Origin of the sequence: Cupriavidus sp. TMH.W2, assembly GCF_050847365.1 — a bacterium.
GTDB lineage: Bacteria > Pseudomonadota > Gammaproteobacteria > Burkholderiales > Burkholderiaceae > Cupriavidus.
The window spans coordinates 98,178-120,791 of record NZ_CP193795.1; the positions used below are offsets into that span (position 1 = coordinate 98,178).

The window sequence follows — 22,614 nt, forward strand, 5'->3', positions numbered from 1 at the left end:
ATGACTGGAATTGCGATCACGCTTGCTTTGATCTGCGCCGCGCTCTGTCTCGTCATCTGGCGGTTGATCCAACGGGCCGAGATGGCACGGGAGGACTTCGACAATCCCGAGCGATTGCCGATCGTTCTCTTGGCAATGACGAAGCGAGTCCAATACCGCGGCGATTGGGAAACGCTGGAAGACATGCGCCACTCTGTACGGCGTGCGCTAGCAGACATCGATCGTATCCGGCACGACGCCAGCAATCGGGCATTGCGAGATTCGAAGGCTCATGTTTCCTGAGCAGGATGTTTGGCACCTTCGCTTGGATCACTATCGCTCAGCGTGCAATCACGCCGGCCGCTCACAGGAAGATGAATGAAAGGTATTGTCGCTAATCGTGATGCAAGCGTTGAATGTCTTCAAATTCCAAGACACGTAGAACAATTACTCGCTCTGCACGGTATCAAGACCGTCCGTGACTTGGAATCGTGGACTGACGCCGAGATCCTTGCGCTTGATGGCTTCGACGTAAATGCATTGGCCAAACTCAAGTATGGTCTGGCGCAGGACGGCTACAACCTAGGCGGGCCGCCCGACACCGATGCGAGTTGCTATCGTTTTGAAGACCCTTTGCATCCGAAACCCCGAAATGTGCCATTCGAAAAGCGATGGGAGGATTTTCTACCAACGGTGAGCGGTCAGAGGAAACAAGCATCCAGTGTGGCTCGGACAGTGTCGCGCGCACTCGGACACGCTAAACAAGGGAAAAAATCGTGAGCCCTCCGCGCTACAAAAATCCTCAGTTCCAGAAAATGTATGACGCCATGCTGGCTGCAGCCGCAGACTGCTCGAGCGAGTTGTATTTCGAAGGTCGGCCGCACCGTGGCGCGGGACATCGCACTGCATTCTGGGATGGCTACGCTGGTATTGAACGCAGCGCCAATGCGATTCCGGGTACGCTGAGAGCGGTCTGCTTTTCCGCCGGCAAGGCATTCGCAAAGACCAACCCTGGTATCCCGAAGGAAGAGGCAACTTGGCTGCCTGGGATCACCAAACAGGGCGAGACGAATCAGTAAGATGGAAAAGAAGATGATGAGATTCAATGCGCGAGGCGCGGCTGTCGTCTCGCAAACCACCAACGACCTTCTCGACGGTAGCCTGGCCACACAGGTGCTTACCGAAGCAGAGAAGGCAATGAAGGGTTGGATCGTTCGTAGCGATGGCGATTATCTCTGTCCAAAGGATGGCGATGTGGGCTTCACGGCAGACCTGGCGGAAGCTGGCGCCTTCGACACCGAGGAAGCGGCCATAGAAGCCGGACGTGACCATTGTGACCCTGGATACGTGGTGATGCGCGATCCGCGCTGACAAGACGGAAGAGGACATGCAATCGCGCTGCGCTCAGTGGTTCCCGATTCTCTGGAAGCCGGCTTCGCGGTTCGAGTAGACGCGACGGAAAGGTGAATATGTCTCGCACACCATGGCACCGACGTTTGGGACTGGAGTGGTCGTTGAAGATGATTGGCCGCCAGGTCGTACAAGCCAATGTCTTTCAGTGGCGTGAGGTGCCGGGGGCGGGATACTCAAAGCGCGTCCGGATTGCGAAGGCGTCTACATTGAGGGAAGCGCTCGCGAAGGCGAAGATCAAGCTGAAGGTTGATGAATAGGAAAAGGGCTATGGACATCAACGCAATCATCCAAGCAGCCAAGTTGGGGCGCACTCGAAATGACGCGCAGGAAGACACTTGTGCGGTGTTTGCGGCTGCGCTGTATGACGTGTTGTCGGCTCATGGGATTCCGTGTCAGATGGTCACAGCCGTAAAAAGGGAGGGTCACGCCTGGGCGCATCTGATAGTTGAGATTGCCGGCCGCTACTACGACTCTATGGGCGAGTTCTCGACCAGCATCTATCGCGCGCGGGCCAGGATTCATCCGACAGTGTCCCTGGACATCGCGTACCAGCCCGACGTTCGGAGCGATTGCTATGAGTCGGAGTTCGACGAGTTGCACGCCTTCTACGTCAACATGCTCAACAAGGCCATGCTTGGTTCGGTTGCCGCGAAGCCTGCCTAATTTCACAGGAAAAGAGGAGCCATGTCGCTTTCGCTTACGCTGGTGTTCGACAAATACAGACGCGACCACGATCCGATCATCGCTTCAAATCGAATCAAGTTCGAAGGTGACGCAGTGAGTCTTCGTGAGGCGCTGAAGCCGGTTACGTTGCCGTTGCCCACCGGTGTGGAATGGCTAACAGAAGATGTCGGTCTGAAGTTGTTCAAGACCGATCCCTACGATGACGAATTGACCTTTGTGTCGGCGGGCCTTCTTGCCCAGCGGCTAAACGAAGCTGCGCAGGGAGCTTGGGGAAAGGCCGTGGCTGAATTCGTTCAGGCACTCCCGCCTGACTCACGCGTAGTGCTCTGGTGGCACTAGGACTGGAGAAGCGACCATGACGGCAGACACAGCAGTTCGCACCAAGCAGAGCGCCACCAGGCTAACAGTGACAATTGCCGTGGCGGGTGGCGCGCAGAAGGTAGTGCGCCTGGGCAGTGCTCAAATCTATGTGCTGAACATGGTCAACCCGGAATGGCCGACGCCCACGCCTGACGCTCGATCCAAGCGGGTTCTCGAATCGCTGCGCGTGCACAAGATGGTGTATGAGAACTATGGTCGCTGGTACATCAACGCCGCAGGCCTCTGGGCACTGGAAGAGGCTAGGAATCAAGGCTTCGATGCCAGTGGCGATAAAATCTAAGAGGCAGGCAAAGCGCTGTAATCATGGGAAAAATGCACACATGAAGCACACAGTTTCAACCGTGAAATACGTCAGCAGCAGCGCCGACAATGCTCGGACCATCGTTGCGGAGTTTTGCCAAGAGGCTTTGGCGGAGGCCAGCACGCGGCTAGGCCGCCTCACATCCATTTCCAGCCTTGACACAATCCTTGATGCCGCACAGCTTGCCATTGCTGCTGATGCTAGGGCCGGCATTCGCCACCTCAATGCAGCCCTTCAAGCAGTAGCTGAGCATCACCACCGCGGCTCACTATCCGGCCGTTTTGATGAAACGCTCGCGCAGATCGTCAAGATGCAAGACGAGGCCGAGGCGACGTATCGCTGGCTACACATGCTGTACACACGCGACTGACCACAGAAATCTGCAATGGCGAACTGCAAAGACTCGATGGGCCGTTGGCTGGATTCGGGGTTGAAGAACACCCCGCGTGGGCCGCTCACATGGCAGCCACCGGGCAAGACCGGATTGCAGGTCCACGTCGCCATCTGTGCGGGGCAACCAGTCGCGCATCTCAAGTCAACGCAACCATTTCAGGCGGGATGGATCGCAAGCATCCCTGGGTGGTTATGGTCGGCCCCTGATCCAACTTCGACTGCGGCGGCGCTCGGTGTCAACGAAACACCGGTACGGCGCTTTCCGAATGTAAGGGCGGGAAAGGCGGCGGTAGAGGCGGCCTTCCGGCTGCTCAATCAAGACCTGTAGGAAAAGAGGGCCAAGATATGTCGTTTCAACGTGAAGTGCCAATGGACGTTCGAAGCGCCGACATTGAAGCTGCAGCACGCGCGCTACACGAAGCCCAGCGGCCGGCAGGAGCGCGGACTTACGTCCACTGGAAAAAGCAGCTTCCGGAATACCAGGCACACATGCGAAACCGGGTTCGCCTGGTGCTTCGAGAAGCCATGGGGCTTGAGTTGCCTGACGAGCCCGTGGCGACCGCCTAAACCACACGGAGAAGCTGATGCAGCCTGCGCCCTCCATTCTGTCGCTCTTACGACCCGCGTATGAGCCGTGCCCTGGCTTTACAAGGGGATGTAGAGAGGCCGAGTGGAACCCTGCAGGCGGACATGTCCCCCGTGGCTTCTGCGGGGCCACCGCTGGGGCGGAAGAGGTTCGCTTGGTCCTTGTGTGCGCCGAGCCAGGAAACCCCCACATCTCGGAGTCGCATGAAAGCGACGGGTCGCCTGACGGACACCTAGCATCCGTGAATAGGTACGCATGGGGATGCTTTGCGACCGGCAAAGATCTGTTCCACAGGAACGTCAGGAGATTGCTCGACCTCTGTTGGCCGGAATCTTCGTTCGAAGATCAGATGCGGAAAACGTGGATTACCGATTCCGTATTATGCTCAGCTCCCAAAGAATGCGGTCCGGTGAAGCACAGCATGGAGCAGGAATGTGCGACGCGGTTTCTAGTCCCACAACTTGGCCAGTTCCCCAACGCGATGGTTGTAGCACTCGGGCGAAAGGCGGAGCGCCGCTTGCGTCGTGCCGGAATCAAAGGCTACGAGTATGCGTATTCGGTGGCCCCACCGGGATGCAATCACGTGCCTGCACTCCCTTCTTGGGAGAGAATCGCCGTGCTCATGCACGAGCGCATCGTCAAGCCATAGGAAAAGACCTCGTGCGCAACAGCTACCACGCCACCGCCAAGTATCTGCCGAGCCCGGAGCTGCCCGAAGGGTACTCCGGGTTCATCAAGGCTCACCAGGGCCAGTGTGGGACTTGTTCCAGGCGCCAAGTGCCCGAGTTGCAGTTCGGCAACGGAGAGCGCGGCGAAGTGTATCTGTGCGAGGCAAAGCGCAAGGAGCTCGGCTTGGAGGACGAACGCTGCGCAACGAAGCGTCGTTGCCGCAGCTCTAAGCCGGCGCTGGCCGAGCCATCAGCATCGAACTGAGGCAAAGGGAAAGCGCCATGAGCCAACAGCCATTTTGTATCGGTGATGAAGTCTTCGTGGAGGGGCGCGAAGGTCTATGGGTCATCGCCGAGATGGTTCAAGAGGGTGACGGGATAGTGACTGAACGCCCCTTCTGGTTGAGACCGGACGGAAGCTGGACAGGTTGGATTCGTGCTTCGTTGGGTGAGCTATCCCCGAGTGAGTGATTTCAAGGAGAAAAGATGGGTACATTCAGTCTCGTGGCCTGTATCGTCACGGCTGCCTTCTGTGCAGTGCACTTGCTGCGCCCGGTAAGCCGGGCCGAGAAAGCGTACCTCGTGCATATTGCTGAAGGCGATTCGAAATCGGAGGCGATTGTCGATGGCCTGGTGGCCAAGAAATGGTTGCCCTGGACCAGGTATGACTCTGCCAAGCAATTCGTTAAGCGGCGCAGAGAACACCGCGAGGTTGACGGGATGTTGGCAAGATCGGCAGCTCGAAAAGCTGTCAGCGACGCACGGCGGAAATAGGACGGAGAAGCAGATGATCATGAGTTGGGGATGCCGTACGACGGGGCTTGCATGCGCTGTGGCGGTAGCCGGTCTGCTTGCAGGGTGTGAACGCCTCCGCGAGCAGGCTGCCGCGTTTTACTACCAAGAGTCGAAGGTCGCAGCCCCGACCGTTGTGCTTGGCCCTGGCCATATGGTGGTTTTGGCTAAGGCGGGGGAATCGGGAAGTGCCTCTTTGACACGCGAATCAGCGATCCTTTCTGGGTTCGATAAATGCCCTGAACAGGATCGCTTCATGACGATGTTGTCCGGGCCTGCACTTGATGAGGGTCGGAACGACTGCATAGTGCTTGACGATGCCCGCACCACAGTGACGGTTCAGGTGGCTTATTTGAATGCGCGTAGGGCCGCAGTCGAACAGTGGGCGATCAAGCGCGTCGCCGGGCCAGAAGGCGAGCGGGTGAGTTTGGTTCCACCGAGTGGTGCCCTGCTCCTGGATGCACCACGTCATATCTGAACGGACAGGAAAAGCATGGCGACCCTTCAGAGCATCGTCCCCGACGTAGAGGTATTGCTTGCGCTCGCGCCCGAAGAACTAGCGAGAATTCTTCTCCCACTGGCAAAACAGAGCCGGCAGAACGCGATGTTCTCAACGGCGACCGCAACGCCATACCTGTACGGTGCGCAGCCCGGACTTAGCCAGGGTAGCGGCTATCCCTACCACCGTCAGGCGCAAATTGAGATTGCGCTGGCCGAAGCGTGGAACTGGCTACAGGTCAATGGCCTCATCCTACCCGCTCCCGAACCCAACGGCCGTAACGGCTGGTTCGTGGTCAGCAGGCGTGGAGAGGCGCTGACTACCGAACAAGAGTTCCGGACCTTTGAAGAGGCAATAGCTTTCCCAAAAACGCTGTTGCATCCCATGATCGCGGACAAGGTATGGCTAAGCCTCGCCCGTGGCGATTACGACGAGGCTGTCTTCGCAGCATACAAGGCAGTTGAGGTTGCGGTAAGAGACGCTGCGGCCCTATCTCCGACTGACATCGGCACCAGCCTGATGCGCAAGGCGTTCGACAAGTCCACCGGTCCACTTACAGATCTCACTCAACCTGAGGCAGAAAGAGAAGCGCTCGCACACCTATTCGCGGGTGCGATCGGCTCGTACAAGAATCCGCACTCGCATCGGACTGTCACTATCAGCGATGTGCGAGACGCGCAGGAAATGGTAATGCTCGCATCGCATTTGCTACGGATCGTTGACGCTCGCCGTCTACTTCGCGCAACACCTTAGGAAAAGAGGAAGAGATGTCTGAGGGTTTTCACGTACACGGTGCCCATGACCACGTGCTGGAACACGCGGCGGAAACTGGCCATGCTGATAGCTTTGCCGGGCGCATTGCCGTAATGACGGCGATTCTGTCTACGGCCGGTGCAATCTTCGGCTACCAAGGCGGCGCCACGCAGAACGAGGCCCTGTTGCTGAAGAACGAGGCCGCTATCCATAAAACGGAGGCGGCCAATCAGTGGGCCTACTATCAGGCAAAGGGCCAAAAGCAAGCCATTGCTGAACTCACAACGCAACTGCCTGGCGTGGATCAAGCTGCGGCAAAGAGAGAGGCTCAGCGGTATGCGTCCGAGAAGGAGACAATCCGACAGAAGGCGGAGGCGCAGGAGCAGGCAGCGATGAAAGCAGATGAAGCCAGCGAGGTGGCCGTTCACCACCACCACCGTTGGGCGCAAGCTGTTGTTGCTATTCAGGTCGCGATTGCTCTGGCGGCCATCACCCTGCTGTCGCGGCGCCGCTGGTTACAGGTCGTCTCATATGGAACGGGTGCAGTCGGTATAGTTTTGGCAGTTCTTGCGCTGCTTCATGTCTAGGAAGGAGAAGCGGATGACCACGAAGGTTTGGAATCTCATGTACGCCGTAGGCAACACGGGCTGGATCGTTGGCGATGCGAGCAATCCTCAGCAACGCAAGTCTGCGTTGGAAGGCGCGTCGGTCATCGACAAGAACGGCTGGCGTGTCTGGGTCGAGCACCACAAGACGGGCGAGAGGCTGTACGAAAGCGAGCGCGAGAAGGCGCATCGCGAAGCCACCCCCGCGTAGGGGGAAAAGGCGCAGGCGCAAAGGAAATCCATGGAAGTCAAATACCATTTATTGAACTCGGATAGATCGTATATGCCGATCTTCAGTGACGAGCCCCTGGGAGGCACCGACGAGCAGTACGCGCAGTTCGTGCAGTCTGAGAAAGAGCGAGAGGCTGAGGCGATGGCTCTGATGGCGGCCGGCAAGACGGTCGTAGGTATGCCGAGCGAGCCTGTCGCCGAATGAATAGAGGAAAGCCTACCGCCGGCATCAGCGACTCGGGCTTACCGCCGCCATATTTCTCACGGTTCTTGGGTCGGTGGTCTGGGGTTACGGGGACATGGTTATCAAAGTAATGGAACATTGAGAACGGAAAAGGCAAAGGGAGATTGACGATGGTCCAGATTTCAAACGCCGAGTATGCAACGCTGATTGGCGAGCGCGACGCACTGAAAGCCAAGGCCGCGATGTTCTGTGACGTGGTGGAAGCCTTTCTGCGTTCCGGCGAGGAAGGCGTGCCGAAGTCATTGCAGAAAGTGGACGAGTCGCGTGTCGCTGACGAGTTGTACGCGCTGCGCGCACTGACTGTCTAACTTGTCGAGCAAAGGAAAGTAAATGGGCAATGACGCCAAGATGCAAAAGTGGGCCGGCGCTACAGAGCGCGAACAGCGCATTGCAGAGCTGCGGCATGAAGAACTGAGTCTTCACGCCGTGATCGCTAGCATTGATAGGAAGCTAGTCGGCGGTTCGACGGCAGTCAGCCTCGCGTTGCGGGATGCCAGGAAGCGCGAGTTGGCGGCTGTGGAGGCAAGGTTGATCGCCTACAGCGAGACTCCAAAGTCCCCGGCTGAGACGGGCGGCGAATAGAAAGCGGAAATTCGATGAAGGACAGGACGCTACCAGCTTCATCAATGTCGCGTGATCGCGAGTCCATCCTCGCTGCCATGGGCTATCGCGATTACGAGCACTATCTGTCACGAGCCCTCCGGAAGAAGATCAAATATCGAGTACTAGAGCGCGATGGCCATACATGTCTGCGATGCAATGGGCAAGCTGATCGTGTTCACCATCGAAGCTACTCTGAGGCCGTGTTGAAGGGGACGGATGACGAGCAGCTCGCATCGCTTTGTGAGGGATGCCATCATGTTGTGGAGTTTGATGAGGAAGGATCTTGGAGAAGCCATTGCGAGGAGGAAGCTGTTCTGTCAGCAAAGTGTGCTCGAAGCGACTACCCTGAGATCAAGATTAATCTTCGGCAAAATCGGATGCGTTTGCCCGAAGCATGGGACCGGATGAACTGGTGGCAGCGTATGGGGTATCGAACGGCATATAAGTTGGCGCACCAAACACGGAAGCCGTCCGGCTACGGGGCCATCATGATGGAGTATTGGTTGACCGTGTTAGACGTCATTCAACATCGGACGGCAGTGACGCACTGGCGGCGCGATCTACCAGATCTTGAGGCGTACTTGTTGGCACGCGGTATGCGTTTGCATCGCCGCGACGAAAGACCAAGCCGCCGTCGCGACGGTGCGGGGGTCACAAGATTTTCGCTAAAAGGAGGAAAGGCGTCGTGAGGAAGGCGTCGTGAGGAAGGTGTCGAGGTTCGCTCTCTATTGCAACTATGCCCACGTCCTTTGCGGTCACCGATAACTCTACGACCGTGTCCGTTGATGGGCTCGAGTTTCGAACGCTTCGCGACATCCTTCCGGAGCGGCCCGGGCTGAAGGTGCTATTCGTTGCTAAGACCCCGGCACCGGTGAGCGTCGACGCAGGCCACTACTTTCAGGGCAAGCATGGCAAGGCGTTCTGGAATCGGTTGATGGAGTATGGCCTTTTCAACCCAACCACCAAGTTCGAGGACGACTCCCTGCTCGATCATGGCTTCGGAATCACGGATATCGTCAAGCTTCCGAGATCGTACGGAAGCGAACCTTCGCGTGCTGAGTACGTCGCTGGCATGGACCGCATTCTGGAAGTGATCCGTGCGCATCGCCCATCCGTCATCGTGTTCGTCTACAAGGGAGTTCTCGACAAATTTCTCTTACACCGCTTCGACATCCGTAGAAAGTCCGCCTACGGGTTCAACCCGGATCTGGAGGAACACTTCGGTGCGCGAGTGTTTGCCTTCCCGCTGCCGGGTACGCCGTGCACTGCTGCACAGGCCGTCGCGGCGATGAACGATCTTGCAGACGTGCTTGGGCGCCGATAAGAGTGTTTGCTGCCCGACATCGCGCCGCACCCCGACTCAGCCAGCGGTGCAGGTCGCTGCCCTGGGACCTTAATCCGCTGTGCGCTTACCATCCTTTGCCCGGTATCGGTCATTAAAGACAGCTCATGAAACGAAACCGCCCGGTAGTCGAAACCCGGGCGTTTTGTATTTTGGAGAGTGGACTTAAACTACAGCAGGCTATCAAGCTTGGGAACAAGGGTACTTGGTGAGATAAGCCCAACGACCCGGGAGTGTTCCTTGCCGTTTTTCCCATACATGACCAGTGCCGGTGGACCATACAGGCCGAACCGTTTGAGCAGGTCCTGGTTGGTGGTGCTGTTTGATGAAACGTCGATCCGAAGAAGCGTCATCCCTCGCAGCCTGGTAGCAACATGTTCATCTGAGAAGGTCTGCGCGTCCATTTCCTTGCAAGCAGTGCACCAGTCGGCAGAGAAGTCCAGTACGACGGGGCGTCCATTGTTGCGATCAAGTGCGGCGTCCAGTTCTTCCGCATTGCGTACTTGCCGGAACCTCACGGCATCTTTCGACTGAGCTTCGACACTACGAACAAGACCAGTTAGTGGCTCGAGGGGATTGTTGCTTCCGGCAAGAGCTCCCACCAATTGTGCTGAGCCAGAGATGGCGATCAGGATGCCGAGGGCTTTACCCAATCGATGCCAGGCGGATGCAGTTGGACCCAGAGAGTCAAAGGCCTTAAGGAAGACAGAGACCCCAATGGCGAGCATCGCCCAAGCCACCATTACGGCCCATTCAGGCACAAACGGGCTGGCCGTGAAGATGGCAAGAGCGAGCATCCCAACACCGACGGTAGCCTTGACGGTTTTCATCCAACCGCCGGCTCGCGGCAGAAATTGGCCTCCAAACGTACCGATCAGGAGGAGGGGTAGCCCGAGGCCGAGGGCCATTGCATAAAGTGCGGCTCCGCCCAGCAGTGCATCGCCCGTGCTGCCAATGTAGCCAAGCGCCAGCGCTAACGGTGGCGCAACGCACGGGCCGACGATCAACGCTGAAAGCGCCCCCATAGCGAAGACACTCGCGTAGCGCCCGCCGTGAAGTCCATTGCTTGTCTGAGACAGCTTCGATTGCAGCGCGTTTGGAAGCTGGATGGCAAACAGGTCGAACATCGCCAAGGCGAAAACGACCATCATTGCCGCGGCTGACAGGATCACTGCCGGCTGTTGTAGCCAAGCCGTGATCAGACCACCGGTGAGGCCTGCGAAAACGCCCACCGCCGTGTACGTGAGTGCCAGGCCTTGGACGTAGGACATCGCGAGGAGGAAGCCGCGTCGTCGGGTAAGCGTTGCGCCTTGTCCGGCAATCAGCGAGCTGAGTATCGGAAGAAGAGGGTACATGCAGGCTGTGAAGGCGAGGGCAATACCGGCAAGAAAAAAGGTGCCGATGGTGCCACCAACGGCCGTGCGAGACAGCGTGGCCTCACCGGAGTTGGTCCCCTTCTGCTTGGGTGACGCAACATCATTGACAGGCCGACCGGCTGCCGGCTCGATCCGTGGGGCAGAATCCTTGGCGACGCCCTGAGTAGCGATTGCCGTCGACTCATTTGGGATATCGAGCGCGGTCGAACGCGGAGTGTTCTTGGCGGTAGCGCCTGGCTGGCCTGCCTGTCGGATTGGGGCCGAACCGTTCACCTCAATGATTTTGGTTTGCGGCGGATAGCAGACGCCAACCTCGGCACAGCCTTGGTACGTGGCCTTCATGGAGAAGTGCCGCGGTGCCCCATCTTTCACCTCGAGAATCACGGACGCACCGTGCTTGAAGACCGTCTGCCGGCCGTAGAACTGGTCGCTTTTCTCTTCTCCCTGAGTGAATTCTGGCTTGCCGATCTGCTGAGGCGGATCACTCTTGAAGGCCATCCGGTCCCGATACAGGTAGTAGCCGTCGGCGATCTTGAAGCTGATGATCACGGTCTTGCCATCTTGCCGAACGCTCGCGCTGAAGGCTTGCTCGGGGCTGAGCATCTGGTTGCTCGGCTGAGAGTTGGCGGACATGGCACTTGCGAGGGCATCGTCCGCCTGCGAGGCCTGTGCCAGGAGCGGGACTAGAGCCCATAGTGCCGCTAACAGATGGCCAAACAGCCTAGCGGAAATGAAGGAATTTCGCATGTTTTCTCTGACGGCGGGTTTCGCTCGCCTGCTGGTCTCGGTGTGTGTCGTCAGCGGCCGAAGTAACTTACTTCTTCCGGATGGCAAAGCATAACGGATACTGATAGTATTAGTATAGGTACGTGTGAAGTATATGAAGTATCTATTCGCGGCTTGACCAAATGCACAAAACGGGTGAAACGTATGGAACGTCCTGCGACCTCGCCTCATTCGACCCAAACGGTTGAGTCAGAGGTGCTCTTCCTGTGTGCAGAGGCCTTTGTCCAGATCCGGCGGCTTAGCAGAATTGCGGAACAAGCAAGGGAGCCACGCGGGCTTCTGGCCCGTTTTTCGAAGGCGGCCCGCAGGGCGTCGGCGACTCGGGCCAGAGCAACCAAGCTGATCTATGTACTCTCAGACGCGGCACATAACCTACCCGAGTTGGTGCGTTTGGGTTTGCAGCAGAAGCGTGCTGACTATTTCGCCGGCCAGGCAGATCGCCTGGCTCTGGCATTGATCGATGCACGAAAACTGAAGGGGTAAGTCGCACATGCAAATAGGATTTGGCACCATCGTCATCGTCTTCGTTGTGTTCACCGCAGTTGCCTACATCGCGCTCGGGAAACTGCAATCTGGGTCGAAGTATTCGCCAAAGCACTACCAGACCATTCCACTCCTGACTGAGCACGAGCAGACCTTGTACTGGCGCCTGAGCGACGCGGCCGGCCGAGATCTCGTGGTGGCGCCGCAAGTCGTTTTTGGGGCATTCCTGAAGGTGAAAGGCACCGCTCTTGTTGACAAAACCAAGGCACGCCACGCCGTCGCGCACAACCGCGGCGACTTCATCGTGTGCAACAAAGAATTCCAAGTCGTCGCGGTCGTTGAGCTCGACGATGCGACGCACAACAAGAAGGCACAGAAGGACCTGGACCGCCGTCGGGACGAGTTAATGAAGACCGTCGGGGTGAAGGCGATTCGCTATCGCAAGATCCCCGAGGTGTCGCAAATCCGCTCTGACCTGGGTCTGTAGTGCCAGATGAAATTCGACCCCTACCGAGACAAGAAGGTGGTGCATCTGGCGAAACACATCGCGCCCGACGGGCGAGTTTCCCCGCTATGCGCGCGTAGGCCTCGGGCGATCAATCCCAAGGTAGCTACGTGGACGACCGATAAGAACGCGGTGAGTTGCCGGAAATGTAAGACGATCATCAACAACAAAGGCGAGAGAGATTCCGCATGACCATCATTCATGACCCCTCCTACGATCGCAGTATCGCAAGCCAGCAGCTTCGCGCCCTGCTTGCGTCTGGAGGGTTTGCGCATAGCTTCCGATTTTCCTCCCCATCGCGTGAGCTCGGAGGCTGCGTCGAGCGCCTTGACAGTTTCTTGGAAGAGATCGACCACGGAGGCCCTCTCAATACGATCGACGCTGAAAAACTCGTGGCGTATTCCCGCGCGCTGGCCGAGCAGGTGCCCGGCTTCATTGATGCACACGCGCATCTCTGCATCGGCCTGAATGTCTTGGGTCAGTTCGAGCTTGCAGCCCTGTTGGGTTACCAGAAGCTGATGGAAATCGAGTCGTGCCTTCCGCATGGCGGCCAGGTGGCGATTGACTACCTCGTAATGGAGAATCGCCCCTACTTTCGCTTGCTGGAGGCGACCTTCGACTCTCTGTTGAAGGTTGACACTCCTGAAGGGTTGTTAGGTGCCACCTTCGTCGCTGGACTATGCCTGGCACGCAGTCCGTCAGATCACCTTGGTCTTCGGGAGCGCATCGGTCAAGAAGTTTGCCTGCGCCGAGCCGGGGATGGATCGCTACTTCACATTCCGGGAGAATGGTCATGGCCATTGACGCTCAATCTCAACGCAGCACCAAGATCCTGATCAATCTGTCCGCGGGTCTGGATGAGAATGGACGACCATATTCGGATGGAGCGGTTAAGCTGAACTCCAATCTCCGGCTCGCGGCGTCTGCCGGCGCTGCCGCATTGAGCCAGTTGCAGGGTGAGCCTCTACCTGGCGCTGTGGCCGTTGGGTCTTCCGGAATCGACGTGCCCGAACAAAGGAAGCTGGCGCCCGCGCCGGCTGCGGAGCAGGAACTACCTACGCCTGTACAGTGGCTCGACAGACTGAAGGCCGCAAAAGGCTTTCATGCCGACATCACCCTGGCAGAGTATCTTCACGCGTCCAAGCATCTCTTCTCGCAGTGGCGCACAGGGAAGACGGCGTTGACCGTCGACGAAGCATGGCGGGTAGGGCTCGAGCTCGGCGCAAATCCTTTGCTGGTAATCGCCAGCGTCGCCTATCACTCCGGCGTCCCGGAGAAGCGTCAGGTGTGGCTCGATCTGGCTGGCACCCTATCTTCGAAGTCAAGCGCAAGCGAGGAGGCATTCGAGGTTGCGGACCCTACTTCTTCCGCATCCAGCGATGCCCAAGCGGCTCCGCCGGCTGCGCACAAGGCCGCCGGCGAGAAGCCCCCCGGCCTGGAGTCGCAAGGTGCAAAGTGGCTGCCCGAAGAAGATGAAAAGCTGGTGGCGGAGTACAAGGCACTTATGTCGGTCTCCGATATCGCGCTTGTGCACAGACGCTCGATCGCAGCGATCCTGTACCGCCTGTACAAGAACCACGACCTGATCCCGAATGACGTGATGCAGGCTTTGTGCGAGCGTTACAACGTTAAGTTCAATCCGAAGGTCCAAACGGTGCATCCCGGCGGCAAGTCCTCTCAAAAGGACCGTGCTGCCGGAGGTGAGGTCTTTCTCTAATCCTGGAGTCGAAGGGCAATGAAAACAAAACTGACGAAACGTGACTACCTCACTGCATCGGCGTATGCCCTTTGGAGGTTCTTCCAAATGCTGGTAGTTATCCCGGCAAGCCTGGTCGGCGCTCTCTTGCTGGCCATGGCTCTCTCAGGTCAATCGCCCATCGAGTCGACCGTAATCGGCGTCTTTCACTGGGCCGAAACTTCCGTCCGGCCAGCGCCTGCAGGAACTGTGCTCGTGACCCAATGCAAGGATCAGAAGTCGGACGGGATCAAGCCCCCGATGCTCTGCGAATCATGGTCGAACAAGACAATCCCATTCGCTGATGCAGCAAGGGAAGTCAGGGGATCGTTGACGAATCTCTACCTGGTTACAGTACTTCTATCGGCCTTTGCAATGTTCTTCGTCCGCCCAGGTCGGAGATTCTTTGGGCTCAAGGAAGTTGCCAACGCCTGATTTCATGATCAGCAGGAGGCTTGCCTTCGGAAGGTACACGCGGTCTTGATCGAGATTATCAATCCGTGACCTGCATCTCCTGATCGCAAGATCAACCTAACAGGAGGTACTCATGGAAGAGATCAAAGGTGTCGAGCAGCGTTTGGGCGAGTCCGACTCCAAGTTGGCTGGCATCGCCGCGGCCGTGCCGGTAGCCATAGAAACCGAAGCTGGGTGGCTCGCATATTTGCCACTCATCAATGGCAAGATGTTGCCGGTGGGCGAGACCCCTCATACGACTAGCCAAGCAGCGTTCTTCGCTTGCGCGGAGATGTTGGCCAAGCGCTTCTCGGCGGTCTTGGGTGAGTGGTTGAGCACCACGGAGCTGGCTATCGTCGTTGCTCGAAATCGCGCCTGCAAAGATCCGCTGGTCTGCCACTCGCATGATTTCTGTGACGCCAACATGGCCATGCAACAAGCCATCGAGGAGATCAAGATTGGCGATTCTGAGTCGTTGGTCACTGACGAGCAGACCGATCTGATGAATGCCGCCTGGGACATCGCCAAGAGCAATCACTTCTACTTCGAAGTGTCGCCGCAACTCAAGGCTGGAGAACAGGAGGCGGCGACGTGTGGAGCGACTACTCTCATCAAGATCGTTTCGCCTCGCTACGATGACATTGGCAGTGCCCAAGATGCCCTGGCCGGCGTTAGCGCAATCCCTGGTTATGTCTTCGGCTACATCGATGAAAAGGAACGGCGAACCATCACCTTTCACGAAGATACGGCTCCGAACCAGGAGCTACCTTCCAGTCACGGGATGACACGGGTGCACGGCCGTCGCCCGATGAGTCGGTAACTTCTGAGCCCCCACCCAGCTCTTGCTAGGTGGGGGTTTCCTTTTCAGTGATTCGCCACCTCCGACTCTGTGAGCCTATAGGTCATTCAGCAGATCTCGCGCGTCAAATAAGTACAGCCCGCGCTTCCGAAGGATGGGCGGGCCTGGTTTGTTACAGTTTCATGCCGAGACGTTCTATCAGAACTTTGGCTTCTGCTTCTGCCTGAGTGAGGCTTGGCGATAGCAGGTAGTTGATGCTGCGTTCCCCTTCATCCCAGCCGAGCAGTACGAATGCTCGGGACATGTAGTCGTAAGCGATGCCTCGGAAGTCTGGGAGCAGGTTGCCACTTTCCCAGTCCCTCACCGTCATTTTGCCCTTCTCCATTGAGAAGGCCGGCGCATTGCCTCGCAAATTCAGACTGTGGCTTACGTTCATTCCAAGATGCTCGCGCATTGCTTCGCCCATTGGGCCGCTTGAGCGGCTGGTGCGAAAGACCATCAAATCCGCAGTGGTGTCCTGCGTTTGGGCGTTCAAGTACATTGCATTCTCCTGTTGAGTTGTGAAGGCCTTGCATTGGGGTGATGCTCAACAAGGGCGTCTATACATCCTTATGCTTGCGTGTGCCGCATCTGCTTGGCAAACGGACCCTTCAGGAGATGACATGGAATGTGACGTTCGAACAGTAGTGCAATTTCGGCGCGGATCAGAAGTGCATACTCGACTATGAACCATACAAGGGCCGCCGCGGGCGGCCCTTGTCATAACAGAAGCGCATGCGCGGACCCTCGCTTCAATCTGTCTTGCGGGCGCGTGGCATTCCTTGTCAAAACAGCCAGCTTCGAGTATTATAGCTACGTGTTATGTATGAAAAGTCTTTGTTCCGTCCAGTTTCCTGCTGTGGTGACGAAGACGAGGTGGTGGCTCGAACGCTCGACGAGTGCGTCATGCTCTGACTATGCGCGCTCGTTTTGGCGTGACTCAACCAAGGGCGTACCCATTTCTGCGTCACCTGTCTGCCTGGCTTGCCGCCAACTTGTGCGTCAGGCAACTCTTCCTGAGTAGATCAAAGCGATGATTCAAGCTTACCAACTGATTGCCCGGATCAATGCAGGTGAGGTCGTGGAGATTCCGGCGATTCGGCTGGATCAGTTCTTTGCACAGGCGGCTAGGTTGCCCGGGCCGATTGAGCTCGCTGTAGTCATAGATGGAGGCATGGCTTCCATCAGCAGATCTCAGCTGGTAGCAGCCCGATAGAGGGGGAAAATGGAAAACAGACACGAGAAGCTACGTCAGGGGCTCGTTGCGCAGGCTGACCCCAGAAACCCATCTCGCCCTGAAGGTGATGCCGGCGCGAATTGGGTACGTTGCCGCGAATGTCAGCGCGAAGCGCCGACGCTTGCGCTGCTTCGTCACCGCAAGTACTGCCGTGGACGTTAATCATGCCTACAAAGAACGATGGCAGGACGTGCTCCAAGTCGCGCACAAAGGTCGGCGTGTGGTGCCTCACAAGAATCGTCGCAGCAAAATCAGGTTTCAAGGCTGACCTACTGGCGGCTTCCAACGGACTGCGAAGCAAAGGGAGGCTCTGATGAGCGAAGAATCGTGCAGCAGCACCGGAGCCACCGGGGTGGAAGAGATCACGGATATGGACTTTGTCTACTGTGGCAAGCGCTTGCTGGCGAACGGGAAGGTGGCGGTCTCCATTCGGACGATCCGAGATGGAAAGCTAGACGATGAGAGGCTGTTCGGGCATTCAAAGAAGTTCGAACGTGCGATCGGCGTAGTCTATTCTGGTGCGTCATTCAGCGCCAATTCTGCGCGCGGCATCGCGGAGGCGAGGTACGCCCGTCAGTGGGCGGTCCAGGCAGACCTGATTGATTGGCGAGTTCGGGATGAACAGGTCGATTCCGAGGTGCGGGTCAAGAAGCTCGAGGCTGACGCGAAGCGGACAAACGAAATTGAACGTCTCTTGCTACCGCTGAGATCTCAGTACGAGCGGTATCGCAAGCAGCATGACCACGCAGGCATGGAGGCACTGACAGCGGCCGTCTTGCGTGCGCTGGTCTCAAGCCCCAGGACGACCGAGCAAGGATAGGTTTGCCGTCAGCTATGCCGCTAGAATTGCTGCATGTCATTAATTCACTACCGAGCAAAGGCTATATTCAGATGACACCATCAGAAGCAGCCGCACTACTCAGCGCCAGGCTTGCTGAGTACGCCAGCGATCGACGCAAGGATGTTGCCCGCGGCGCAGAGACGCCGGCGCTGGCCGGCGTGCTCGTGCAAAAGTTCGGCTATGGGCTGGCAGATGCTTTTAGGCTCGTGTTTCCGGACGATCGAGGTTCTTTCGGCTATCCGGAGGTCGACGCCGCGGTTGCCACTGTCGATCCGGAATGGAGGAGTCACCAGGACACCCGCTGGAGCGCCAGGCCGGCAGGCTTAAGTTTGCAAAGCGCCGGCGGCGCCACGGAATGAGCCTATGTAGGCGGTGGAAATCCAAGAAGGCTGGTGCTACACCCGGCACGACATGTTGGGTTATTTTCGATGCGTCAATTTGATTGTGAAGTCGCCTAGTCCGCCTGGCATTCAGTGCGGACCCGAGAGCATTGAACCGCGCTTTGCCCTTTGTGAGACCGGATGGGTGATGTACCCCGGGGTAATTGTTGTTGCCAATCTCTGTGAGATGCGGTTAAATATACTCATGTTGAGTAGTTAATGATCAACCACAGAATTCTGACGCTCCTGAGTTGGAAAATGGCCTGACGGCCAACCTTGCGACCACGAGGCCCGCCCGTAATACGGCGGGCCTTTTGGTTTTTGGCTTTCTCAGCCCCTTTCCTAAAATTGGGAAATCCCCCTGTTCTTTGCCGGCGAGGTGCGCCATGACCATGTCCTTGATTCAAGGTATGTTGGAAATCGACATATCGGACCTCGCATCCCACTCGGACTTTGAGTTGGAGTCGGCTCGACGGCTCATCGCGAGGGAGATTTCCCAACGGAAGGGGGCCGTCGGGAAAGGGTTGCACAGGTCTAGAGTCCTGTTCCACTACCGCATGGATTTCTCTGCGCTCAAGGTATATGCGGCCGCGGCGCTGAGGGGGGCGGATAAAGCAATTTCAATTGAGTTGAAGAAGAGAGCAGCTCGTGAGCAAAGGATCGAGCACGTGAAAGGCATCATTGAGCAATACGGCCTCAATGTGCGCGATCTCCAAGGTCCCCGGCATGAGCCGGAAGGGCAGGTCAGAGCTAAGTATCGCGACCCGATTGACCCTTCTCACACGTGGTCTGGTCGAGGTAGGGCGCCGCTGTGGTTTAGGGAGGCCAAAGCCCATGGCCTTACCGAATCGGATCTCCGGGGCCGTTAGGCAACCCGACGCAGCCTAGTCATAAGACATCCCTGGCATTCTTCCGTCGAGGAGTCAGACTCGCCCCTTGGGGCGCCCTGACGGCCGCTAGCGCGACCGTGAGGCCGACACTCAATCGGTTGGCTGCCTCGGCCGCCTTTACCTCAAACCCCAGGTGTTCTTTGTTTTGGATTGCGCAGTTATGGGCATGCAACGTATTATAGATACGTGTTATGAATCCAAAAAGCAAATGACCCGACGAAACGAATTCTCGCAACTTGACTTGTTCGGCCAAGTGGCCGCGGCTTATGCAGAGTCCACGGCAGGTGTTCTGGATAACAATGAGTTGTATGCCATCCTCGCCGAGCGGGGCGGGCTCGCCAAGGAGGATCTCGAAGTGCGTGTGCCCATCGGCGCCGCCGGCGCAATGCATAGCCCCGCGCGCAGGAGGGTGAGATGGCACCAGCAAAGCCTAAAACAGTTGGGCCTGATCGAACGTGTAGATGGCCAGCGCGGTGTCTGGCGGCTCACTGAAGAGGCAGGGAAGGGCCTTCACAAAGCTGCGAATGAGGTCAAGTTGCTCGCGTTCAGTACAGACCTGGGGGTTGCCATTTGGAGCCGATGTGAGGACGTGTTTCAGCGGTTCGACGAGCCTATCACCTTGATGGTTTCCTCACCGCCGTACCCCTTGCGTCAACCGAGGGCCTACGGCAATCCAAGCGAGGCCCAGTACGTCGACTTCCTCTGCGCAGCGCTCGAGCCAATCGTGCGCAATTTGGTGCCTGGCGGCAGCATCGTTCTGAATCTGGGGCAAGATGTTTTCGAACACAAGAGTCCAGCTCGCTCGCTTTACATCGAGAGGCTGACTCTCGCGCTGCATGATCGGCTTGGGCTCAGCTTGATGGACCGCATCCCGTGGGTAAACTATTCGAAGCCCCCTGGGCCGACGTGGTGGGCCTGCGTCAACCGGGTGCAGCTTACAGCCAGCTACGAGCCGGTGTTGTGGATGACAAACGACCCATCTCTTGTACGGTCGGACAACAGACGCGTCCTCGAGGCGCACACCGAACGTCAGCAAAAGCTGATGCGGGCCGGTGGTGCGAACAGGTCCGCAGTCTATGGTGACGGTGCATATCGGATTCGCCCCGACTCCTATGGGCGCATCACCGAGGGCAAGATCCCGCGCAACGTGATCGAGCGTGGCCACGCTTGCGCTGACACAAGAGCGTATCGTCGGCACGCACGCGACCTCGGCCTGCCCCTCCATGGGGCGATGCAGCCGACCGATATCCCCGATTTTTTCATCCGGCTCCTTACGACACCTGGTGAGCTCGTTGTCGACCCATTCGGTGGCACTGTCCGTACAGGCTTGGCAGCCGAACGTCTTGGGCGTCGCTGGTTGGTGACGGAATGGATTCTGCAATACATTCGTGGCGCCGCCGAATTGTTCCGCGGATCTGCTGGCTTCGGCCTTCATCCCGCGCTTCAAGCTGTCGGGGGCCGGTAGGTACGAATTGCCCCGGGGTAATAGTGCTTGCTCGGATCTGGAATCTGCGGTTAGATATACTCATGTTGAGTGTTTTATCGTACGTGATTCCCGAATTCTGACGCTCCTGAGTTGGAATGGCCTGTTGGCCAACCTTGCACCACGAGGCCCGCCCGTAAAACGGCGGGCCTTTTGGTTTTGTCATTGGACGAATTCACTAACGTTCCGGTCAAGCTACGCGACCTCCTCGCTTATCAGTGGAAGCTAGAATCGGTATTAGATCGCATTGCTTAAAGAATGCGGATTGAGGCTGTATCGCGGCTGGTGCTGTAATATGCCAAGTTGGTACAACCTAATAGGTGGAAAATGGCCAAGTCATACAAGGATCTACTTGCGGACAAAGAGAAGCTCGAGGCTCAACTCGAGGAAGCACGTCTGGCTGAATTAGGCGCCGCGATCCAGCAAATCCGCGATCTCATGGCTCAATATGACATCAGCATCGAAGAGATCGGCGGTCGCCGCAAGCGTGGGAAGACCGGGCCGGTTGCTCCGAAGTATCGTGATCCAAAGACGGGTGCTACCTGGTCTGGGCGAGGTCGAGCTCCGCTGTGGATCGGCAAAAACCGTGACCGGTTCCTGATTGCGGAGTAAGAGCCGGGCTTCGGCCCGAAGAGAGCGATCAACTCTTCTCTGTTCGGTGCACTGGGCTAGACAAGAGGCGCTTCGGCGCCTTTTTTCGTACGCAGAGTTCCCTCCTGGTAGCAAATTGGTTCCTAAGCGATGCTTCGGCCTTTGACAAACTGCTGGCCACCCTTCACTGGCTGTGCGATTTCGGGTCGTTTGGTGCCTTTTCGTTTGGTTCTTGTGTGAGAGGCGCTGCCTCGGCTGCGGCCACTGGGCTCGGTTACAGGACCACCTGGTAGGCTCTGGCTCGATAGGCGGCCTGCTTGTCGATTCACTCAAGTATTGTATTATTGGTACTTGTTATGCATTGTCACGACTAAGGCATCTCGAACTCCAGACTCTCACGAATCAAGGGCTTAAGATGCAAACGTTACTGGATCTCTGTCCGTATGCGAGCGTTGCGATGTTGGCAGTCGTCAGCGGGAAGGAAGGCATCCGTCACAAGAGCCTGCTTATGGCAGGCGGCGGCTTGGCTTTGTGCGGCGTTGTACTGTTTGTCCGCCTGACCTCGCCCCTGCGAGTGGTCAGTTAAGGCCTGGAAGGTTAGCTAGGGCGATCACCTATGTGCCAGCAGAGGGCTCGGTCTTTGATTGCCTCATTGCACGATGCCTCGTTGGTTCATATCGACCACGATGCGATTCGCGCACTGAAGGCGGATTTCGATTCCTTGGGTCTATATCAGTCCGGCCGTCCGTTCTATCTGCGACATGGCCAGCAGGCCAAAGCCATTCCCTATCTGCTTGCTATGACCTCACTCCAGTATCGATTCTGGGAAGGGGAAGGGAGCACGTTCCGGCGGTATAGTCACGAGGGACTGGTGGGCGCACCCGCAATGACGCTTGGGTTTGATCGAGCATGGGGTGCGAGGTCGTCGCCTGGCTCGGGTATCCTGGCATGCTGCACCTCGACCGTGGAGGTCGTTGCATATTTTGGAGCGATACCTGACCCTTCATCCCGCGCAGCAATGCTGTTCGATGTGCTCATGTCCCCGCGACTAGGTGAAGTTACCGGGCGCCTTGATGAGCTGCTTGTCAGTGGCGCCGTTGGCGTTGATGCGGCTGAATTGATCGCCGATGCTTTTCCGACCGCTTTTGGCGATACGTTCCTGAAGAAAGCGCAACTTGCTCTGATCCTCATGGTGGCTGAGTACCGTGCGAACGGTATATGGGTTGAAGAGGACCTGTTTGCCTTTGCTGACTACCAGGTGCCGAATGTGCTGCGCCACTTGGGGGTGCTTGTGTACGCCCCGGACCTCGCAGAACTCGTGGATGGGCGAAGGCTCATTACCCATGGCAGTCCTGCTGAGCTCTCGATCCGGGCGGCGGCAGTGTTGGCTTGTGATGAGATTGCCAAGTGCTTCGGCGTAGGTGCTTCCCTGGTCGACGGATGGCTGTGGCGGCAGCGGCACTTACCAGAGAGTCCATTTCACCTGACGGTCACGACGGCATATTGAGGGACGCCAGTCCTTACGTCTCCGCGTTGCACATA

34 protein-coding genes are annotated in these 22,614 nt (G+C 57.5%); 32 read left to right on the forward strand and 2 right to left on the reverse strand.

The window, feature by feature from the left end; all coding sequences use genetic code 11:
• From ACREYQ_RS32170 to ACREYQ_RS32270, 21 genes are all read left to right on the forward strand, one after another.
• Positions 1-282: a hypothetical protein gene (locus ACREYQ_RS32170; RefSeq protein ID WP_432263333.1), complete on the forward strand. Its 282-nt coding sequence runs from the start codon at positions 1-3 to the stop codon at positions 280-282.
• A gap of 75 nt (positions 283-357) precedes the next feature.
• Positions 358-759, forward strand: a complete 402-nt coding sequence (locus ACREYQ_RS32175) for a hypothetical protein (protein WP_432263334.1) — start codon at positions 358-360, stop codon at positions 757-759.
• The gene (locus ACREYQ_RS32180) at positions 756-1,058 is read left to right on the forward strand and encodes a hypothetical protein (protein ID WP_432263335.1); all 303 of its coding nucleotides are present in this window, start codon (positions 756-758) and stop codon (positions 1,056-1,058) included. Before ACREYQ_RS32175 ends, ACREYQ_RS32180 begins: the two co-directional genes overlap by 4 nt.
• 1 nt (position 1,059) lies before the next feature.
• Positions 1,060-1,350, forward strand: coding sequence for a hypothetical protein (locus tag ACREYQ_RS32185; RefSeq protein ID WP_432263336.1), 291 nt, complete (start codon positions 1,060-1,062; stop codon positions 1,348-1,350).
• A 143-nt stretch (positions 1,351-1,493) separates the two neighbouring features.
• Positions 1,494-1,649, forward strand: coding sequence for a hypothetical protein (locus ACREYQ_RS32190; RefSeq protein ID WP_432263337.1), 156 nt, complete (start codon positions 1,494-1,496; stop codon positions 1,647-1,649).
• A 10-nt stretch (positions 1,650-1,659) separates the two neighbouring features.
• Complete coding sequence (locus ACREYQ_RS32195) at positions 1,660-2,055, forward strand: hypothetical protein (protein WP_432263338.1); 396 nt, start codon at positions 1,660-1,662, stop codon at positions 2,053-2,055.
• A 21-nt stretch (positions 2,056-2,076) separates the two neighbouring features.
• A complete protein-coding gene (locus tag ACREYQ_RS32200; RefSeq protein ID WP_432263339.1) occupies positions 2,077-2,415 on the forward strand; it encodes a hypothetical protein in 339 nt (112 codons plus the stop codon).
• A 16-nt stretch (positions 2,416-2,431) separates the two neighbouring features.
• Positions 2,432-2,737: a hypothetical protein gene (locus tag ACREYQ_RS32205; protein ID WP_432263340.1), complete on the forward strand. Its 306-nt coding sequence runs from the start codon at positions 2,432-2,434 to the stop codon at positions 2,735-2,737.
• A gap of 40 nt (positions 2,738-2,777) precedes the next feature.
• Positions 2,778-3,128 (forward strand): hypothetical protein, encoded by a 351-nt coding sequence (locus ACREYQ_RS32210; protein ID WP_432263341.1) that lies wholly within the window; start codon positions 2,778-2,780, stop codon positions 3,126-3,128.
• Positions 3,129-4,397: 1,269 nt separating this feature from the next.
• A complete protein-coding gene (locus tag ACREYQ_RS32215) occupies positions 4,398-4,670 on the forward strand; it encodes a hypothetical protein (RefSeq protein ID WP_432263342.1) in 273 nt (90 codons plus the stop codon).
• A 17-nt stretch (positions 4,671-4,687) separates the two neighbouring features.
• Entirely contained in the window at positions 4,688-4,876 is a 189-nt protein-coding gene (locus ACREYQ_RS32220) for a hypothetical protein (protein WP_432263343.1), read from the forward strand.
• Positions 4,877-4,891: 15 nt separating this feature from the next.
• Entirely contained in the window at positions 4,892-5,179 is a 288-nt protein-coding gene (locus ACREYQ_RS32225; RefSeq protein ID WP_432263344.1) for a hypothetical protein, read from the forward strand.
• A 13-nt stretch (positions 5,180-5,192) separates the two neighbouring features.
• A complete protein-coding gene (locus ACREYQ_RS32230; protein WP_432263345.1) occupies positions 5,193-5,675 on the forward strand; it encodes a hypothetical protein in 483 nt (160 codons plus the stop codon).
• Positions 5,676-5,690: 15 nt separating this feature from the next.
• Complete coding sequence (locus ACREYQ_RS32235) at positions 5,691-6,449, forward strand: TIGR02391 family protein (protein ID WP_432263346.1); 759 nt, start codon at positions 5,691-5,693, stop codon at positions 6,447-6,449.
• Positions 6,450-6,463: 14 nt separating this feature from the next.
• Positions 6,464-7,036, forward strand: a complete 573-nt coding sequence (locus ACREYQ_RS32240) for a DUF4337 domain-containing protein (RefSeq protein ID WP_432263347.1) — start codon at positions 6,464-6,466, stop codon at positions 7,034-7,036.
• 13 nt (positions 7,037-7,049) lie between these two features.
• Complete coding sequence (locus ACREYQ_RS32245) at positions 7,050-7,265, forward strand: hypothetical protein (protein ID WP_432263348.1); 216 nt, start codon at positions 7,050-7,052, stop codon at positions 7,263-7,265.
• Between the two features lie 30 nt (positions 7,266-7,295).
• The gene (locus tag ACREYQ_RS32250; protein ID WP_432263349.1) at positions 7,296-7,490 is read left to right on the forward strand and encodes a hypothetical protein; all 195 of its coding nucleotides are present in this window, start codon (positions 7,296-7,298) and stop codon (positions 7,488-7,490) included.
• Between the two features lie 149 nt (positions 7,491-7,639).
• Positions 7,640-7,837: a hypothetical protein gene (locus ACREYQ_RS32255; RefSeq protein ID WP_432263350.1), complete on the forward strand. Its 198-nt coding sequence runs from the start codon at positions 7,640-7,642 to the stop codon at positions 7,835-7,837.
• A gap of 22 nt (positions 7,838-7,859) precedes the next feature.
• Positions 7,860-8,111: a hypothetical protein gene (locus ACREYQ_RS32260; RefSeq protein WP_432263351.1), complete on the forward strand. Its 252-nt coding sequence runs from the start codon at positions 7,860-7,862 to the stop codon at positions 8,109-8,111.
• A 14-nt stretch (positions 8,112-8,125) separates the two neighbouring features.
• Positions 8,126-8,821, forward strand: coding sequence for an HNH endonuclease (locus ACREYQ_RS32265; RefSeq protein ID WP_432263352.1), 696 nt, complete (start codon positions 8,126-8,128; stop codon positions 8,819-8,821).
• 47 nt (positions 8,822-8,868) lie between these two features.
• Complete coding sequence (locus tag ACREYQ_RS32270; RefSeq protein WP_432263353.1) at positions 8,869-9,456, forward strand: uracil-DNA glycosylase family protein; 588 nt, start codon at positions 8,869-8,871, stop codon at positions 9,454-9,456.
• A 188-nt stretch (positions 9,457-9,644) separates the two neighbouring features.
• Here the strand turns inward: ACREYQ_RS32270 and dsbD are convergent, their stop codons facing one another.
• Positions 9,645-11,483: a protein-disulfide reductase DsbD gene (dsbD, locus tag ACREYQ_RS32275; RefSeq protein ID WP_432263354.1), complete on the reverse strand. Its 1,839-nt coding sequence runs from the start codon at positions 11,481-11,483 to the stop codon at positions 9,645-9,647.
• Positions 11,484-12,126: 643 nt separating this feature from the next.
• Here dsbD and ACREYQ_RS32280 point away from each other — a divergent pair.
• The 5 genes from ACREYQ_RS32280 (at position 12,127) to ACREYQ_RS32300 (ending at position 15,632) form a co-directional block, all read left to right on the forward strand.
• Positions 12,127-12,606: a DUF2726 domain-containing protein gene (locus ACREYQ_RS32280; RefSeq protein ID WP_432263355.1), complete on the forward strand. Its 480-nt coding sequence runs from the start codon at positions 12,127-12,129 to the stop codon at positions 12,604-12,606.
• A gap of 206 nt (positions 12,607-12,812) precedes the next feature.
• Positions 12,813-13,460, forward strand: coding sequence for a hypothetical protein (locus tag ACREYQ_RS32285; RefSeq protein ID WP_432263356.1), 648 nt, complete (start codon positions 12,813-12,815; stop codon positions 13,458-13,460).
• Positions 13,418-14,341, forward strand: coding sequence for a helix-turn-helix domain-containing protein (locus ACREYQ_RS32290; RefSeq protein ID WP_432263357.1), 924 nt, complete (start codon positions 13,418-13,420; stop codon positions 14,339-14,341). The genes ACREYQ_RS32285 and ACREYQ_RS32290 overlap by 43 nt, the downstream gene beginning before the upstream one ends.
• Before the next feature lie 18 nt (positions 14,342-14,359).
• Positions 14,360-14,794: a hypothetical protein gene (locus ACREYQ_RS32295; protein ID WP_432263358.1), complete on the forward strand. Its 435-nt coding sequence runs from the start codon at positions 14,360-14,362 to the stop codon at positions 14,792-14,794.
• Positions 14,795-14,906: 112 nt separating this feature from the next.
• Positions 14,907-15,632, forward strand: coding sequence for a hypothetical protein (locus ACREYQ_RS32300; RefSeq protein WP_432263359.1), 726 nt, complete (start codon positions 14,907-14,909; stop codon positions 15,630-15,632).
• A 151-nt stretch (positions 15,633-15,783) separates the two neighbouring features.
• On the opposite strand, the gene ACREYQ_RS32305 is transcribed toward ACREYQ_RS32300, so the two are convergent.
• Positions 15,784-16,152: a hypothetical protein gene (locus ACREYQ_RS32305; RefSeq protein ID WP_432263360.1), complete on the reverse strand. Its 369-nt coding sequence runs from the start codon at positions 16,150-16,152 to the stop codon at positions 15,784-15,786.
• Between the two features lie 1,048 nt (positions 16,153-17,200).
• On the opposite strand from ACREYQ_RS32305, the gene ACREYQ_RS32310 reads away from it, so the two are divergent.
• From ACREYQ_RS32310 to ACREYQ_RS32335, 6 genes are all read left to right on the forward strand, one after another.
• On the forward strand, positions 17,201-17,707 hold the full coding sequence (locus ACREYQ_RS32310; RefSeq protein WP_432263361.1) for a hypothetical protein: 507 nt from the start codon (positions 17,201-17,203) through the stop codon (positions 17,705-17,707).
• 14 nt (positions 17,708-17,721) lie between these two features.
• Positions 17,722-18,087: a hypothetical protein gene (locus ACREYQ_RS32315; RefSeq protein ID WP_432263362.1), complete on the forward strand. Its 366-nt coding sequence runs from the start codon at positions 17,722-17,724 to the stop codon at positions 18,085-18,087.
• Positions 18,088-18,494: 407 nt separating this feature from the next.
• A complete protein-coding gene (locus ACREYQ_RS32320) occupies positions 18,495-18,977 on the forward strand; it encodes an H-NS family nucleoid-associated regulatory protein (RefSeq protein WP_432263363.1) in 483 nt (160 codons plus the stop codon).
• A gap of 229 nt (positions 18,978-19,206) precedes the next feature.
• Positions 19,207-20,463: a DNA methyltransferase gene (locus ACREYQ_RS32325; protein WP_432263415.1), complete on the forward strand. Its 1,257-nt coding sequence runs from the start codon at positions 19,207-19,209 to the stop codon at positions 20,461-20,463.
• A 345-nt stretch (positions 20,464-20,808) separates the two neighbouring features.
• Complete coding sequence (locus ACREYQ_RS32330; protein ID WP_432263364.1) at positions 20,809-21,093, forward strand: H-NS family nucleoid-associated regulatory protein; 285 nt, start codon at positions 20,809-20,811, stop codon at positions 21,091-21,093.
• A gap of 646 nt (positions 21,094-21,739) precedes the next feature.
• Complete coding sequence (locus tag ACREYQ_RS32335; RefSeq protein ID WP_432263365.1) at positions 21,740-22,579, forward strand: queuosine salvage family protein; 840 nt, start codon at positions 21,740-21,742, stop codon at positions 22,577-22,579.
• Positions 22,580-22,614 lie beyond the last annotated feature (35 nt).